The organism is Xanthobacter sp. BG11Y11_SDJG, assembly GCF_057364445.1.
The window spans coordinates 1-2,946 of the sequence record NZ_JBNFNU010000467.1; the positions used below are offsets into that span (position 1 = coordinate 1).

At 67.0% G+C, this 2,946-nt stretch carries 4 protein-coding genes and 1 pseudogene; 1 reads left to right on the forward strand and 4 read right to left on the reverse strand.

The genetic code is table 11. The annotated features are described in order from the left end of the window. From AC2W7M_RS22955 to AC2W7M_RS22965, 3 genes and pseudogenes are all read right to left on the reverse strand, one after another. Positions 1-205 (reverse strand): annotated as a pseudogene (locus tag AC2W7M_RS22955) (anti-sigma factor); the annotation flags it as partial. Then, positions 202-738, reverse strand: coding sequence for an RNA polymerase sigma factor (locus AC2W7M_RS22960; RefSeq protein ID WP_486135198.1), 537 nt, complete (start codon positions 736-738; stop codon positions 202-204). The pseudogene AC2W7M_RS22955 and the gene AC2W7M_RS22960, both read right to left, overlap by 4 nt. Before the next feature lie 159 nt (positions 739-897). Beyond that, complete coding sequence (locus AC2W7M_RS22965; protein WP_486135199.1) at positions 898-1,293, reverse strand: flagellar export protein FliJ; 396 nt, start codon at positions 1,291-1,293, stop codon at positions 898-900. A 455-nt stretch (positions 1,294-1,748) separates the two neighbouring features. On the opposite strand from AC2W7M_RS22965, the gene ctrA reads away from it, so the two are divergent. Next, complete coding sequence (gene ctrA / locus AC2W7M_RS22970; protein ID WP_486135201.1) at positions 1,749-2,450, forward strand: response regulator transcription factor CtrA; 702 nt, start codon at positions 1,749-1,751, stop codon at positions 2,448-2,450. Between the two features lie 71 nt (positions 2,451-2,521). Here the strand turns inward: ctrA and copM are convergent, their stop codons facing one another. After that, a complete protein-coding gene (gene copM, locus AC2W7M_RS22975; RefSeq protein ID WP_486135203.1) occupies positions 2,522-2,866 on the reverse strand; it encodes a CopM family metallochaperone in 345 nt (114 codons plus the stop codon). Positions 2,867-2,946 lie beyond the last annotated feature (80 nt).

Here is a 2,946-nt window from a genome sequence, read left to right on the forward strand (position 1 = left end):
CGCCCAGCAGCGTGGGCGGCGGCGCCACCGGAACCGAGAGTTCGTGCAGCGGCGCGAGGCGGCGCTCCCAGTTGCGCACCAGGCCGGCAAAGCTCTCGTCGACACGCAGGCGCCGGCGTGCCGCCTCGCGTTCCGCCCGGTCGAGCGTGCCGAGGACATACTCCGCCGCGAGCGCGCGATCCTGCTCGCTCGCCTTGGGCCTCACGGCCGGCGCGCCAGACACGTCGCGATCTCGCTGCTGCTGCGGGCGAGCCAGGCTCTGACCGTCGGCACCGGAGCATCGAAATAGACCGACAGGGCGTCACGGCTCCAGCCGTCATAATAGGCCAGGAGCACCATGCGCCGCCGCTCCTCCGAGAGGGCGCCGAGCGCGCCGAGCAGGCGCCTCAAAGCGGGGCTGCGCTCGCGCCGCAGCGGATCGACGGCGCCGGGCGGCGCATCGAACGGCTCGAAGGCGACGGTCTCCTCGTGGGCACGGGCAATGTCGAATGCGCTCGCGCGGGCGATGGCCACCAGCCAGGCGACCGGATCGTCGGCGGGCTGATAGTCGGCGGCCTGGGCATGGATGCGCAGGAAGGCGAGCTGCATGGCGTCGCCCGCCCGGTCCGGCCGGCGCAGCAAGCGCAGGACGATGCCGTAGAGCTTGGCTCCCGACACCCGGTACAGATCGGCCAAGGCGCGCCGGTCGTCCTCCGCGACCCGCGCAATCAGATCTTGGACCTCGCGGGTGAGCGCCATGGCGACCTCATGTTCCGTTGGTCGCCTGAAACCCTAGCGGAGCCTCTGCCGTTTGTCCCCACATCCACCGGCCAGCAGTGGCCTGAAAATGCAAATTTCCCTTGTTGCACCGCAGCTTCGCTACGTCGCTACCGGCTCCCCGTGGGGATCTGCCGCATCTCAGGGGCGGATCGCTTCCGCGGACCGCCAGGAGGCACGGCGCGGACCCGCCTCGGCCTTGGTCGTCCGGTCCAGTTCGCCGGCCGCCTCCACCAAAGCGAGGTCGGCCTCGGCCTCGGCCAGCGCCGCGCTCGCCTCTTCGCGCTGAATCTTAAGCTCGCCCACCGAGTGAGTCAGATTGTCGCGGCGGGTGCGCGCGGCCATGGCGAGCGGCGGGTAGGCGAAATGCCTGGGATCGGACATGCCGGAGCGGCGCTCCTCGGCCGCGATGTCGCGGTCGAGCTCCTGTGCCATGCGCTCGAACTCGCAGATCATCAGATCGATCTGCGCCAGGCGCCGGCGCTTGTCGTCGATCTGGAACCTCTTGGCGCGGATCAAAGGCTCTCGCGACTTCATCACCGTAGACTCCGGGCACGCACTGGATGAGAAGGCCGCCGCACGCGCTTTGGACCCTCGATTTTTCCGAGAATGTCCCATTGCGGTTGCCCGTTTCTTACCGCCGCCGGGCCGGCGCGAAGAAAATTGCCGGAACGTCCGCCGCGGCAACCAATCGTTTACCGCCTTCGTTAATCATGGCTGCAAGGTTCGGATGACGCGCGCTGCGTCGTCCGTCCGGCGTCCGGGGGAACTCGGGCGGGGGCTGATCGCGTGGGAGGGTGTACGGAAAGACTTAAGTGCTTGGAACAGAGTCAGTCTTGACTCCCGTGCACAAGGATTTTTCCGCGCACCCTTGTGGAAGAGAATCGCTATCTGTTAACGATTCTACAGACCTAACGCGAATCACCCGTCGCCCGAGCACGCGAAAGGCGGCCCAGGCCGTCTTTCGAGCAGTTGCGAGGAAAGGGATTGCCATGCGCGTCTTGCTCATCGAGGACGACAGTGCGACGGCCAAGGGCATCGAATTGATGCTGAAGACCGAGAGCTTCAACGTCTATACGACCAACCTCGGTGAGGAAGGCGTCGACCTCGGCAAGGTCTACGAATACGACATTATCCTTCTCGACCTCAACCTGCCGGACATGTCCGGCTTCGAGGTGCTGCGCTCGCTCCGGGTCGCGAAGGTGAAGACGCCGATCCTGATCCTCTCCGGCCTCGCCAACACCGAGGACAAGGTGAAGGGCTTCGGCTTCGGCGCCGACGACTACCTCACCAAGCCGTTCCACAAGGACGAGATGGTGGCGCGCATCCACGCCATCGTGCGGCGCTCGAAGGGCCATGCCCAGTCGGTGATTCAGACCGGCGACCTGATCGTCAACCTCGACACCAAGACGGTGGAGGTGGAAGGCAACCGGGTGCACCTGACCGGCAAGGAATACCAGATGCTGGAGCTGCTCTCGCTCCGCAAGGGCACCACCCTCACCAAGGAGATGTTCCTCAACCATCTCTATGGCGGCATGGACGAGCCCGAACTGAAGATCATCGATGTGTTCATCTGCAAGCTGCGCAAGAAGCTCGCGAACGCCTCGGCCGGCAAGAACTACATCGAGACGGTGTGGGGCCGCGGCTACGTGCTGCGCGAGCCGATGCCCGGCGCCGAGCGCATCGCCGTCTGATCCTCCCCCCTTCCCTCGCACGGCCCGCAAGATCGCCCACCCGCACGGGTGGGGCGCTTCTTTTGTGCGGCCTATTTGCCGGCCTTGGCCGTTTCCGGCGTGGCCGTTTCCGCCTCGGCCTTGGCGAGCCAGGCCGCCATGAAGGCGATCTCCTCCTCCTGGGCCTTGATCACGGCTTCCGCCAGCTTGCGGATCTGCGGGTCCTTGCCGAAGGCGAGCACGATCTTCGCCATCGCCACCGCCCCCTCGTGGTGGGGGATCATGCCGCGCGCGAAGTCGATGTCGGCATCGCCCGAATAGGCGATGTCCATGTCCCGGTGCATGCGCCCGGCGGCCGCCTTGAAGGCAGCGGTGGACGGGCTGTCGTCCGGCGTGGCGGCGGCACCGTGGCCGACGTGACCCTCAGGGCCGGGCATCGCCGGCTGGGCCGAGGCGCCGGACGGACCGAGTGCGAGCAAGCCGGCGACCAGACCGGCGGCGAGACAGGCGGCGCCGC

What these genes read in the sequence shown, in the direction of transcription:
- AC2W7M_RS22960 (WP_486135198.1), bottom strand. Translation starts at nt 738, where the DNA reads ATGGCGCTCACCCGCGAGGTCCAAGATCTGATTGCGCGGGTCGCGGAG.
- AC2W7M_RS22965 (WP_486135199.1), bottom strand. Translation starts at nt 1,293, where the DNA reads ATGAAGTCGCGAGAGCCTTTGATCCGCGCCAAGAGGTTCCAGATCGAC.
- ctrA (WP_486135201.1), top strand. Translation starts at nt 1,749, where the DNA reads ATGCGCGTCTTGCTCATCGAGGACGACAGTGCGACGGCCAAGGGCATC.
- copM (WP_486135203.1), bottom strand. Translation starts at nt 2,866, where the DNA reads ATGCCCGGCCCTGAGGGTCACGTCGGCCACGGTGCCGCCGCCACGCCG.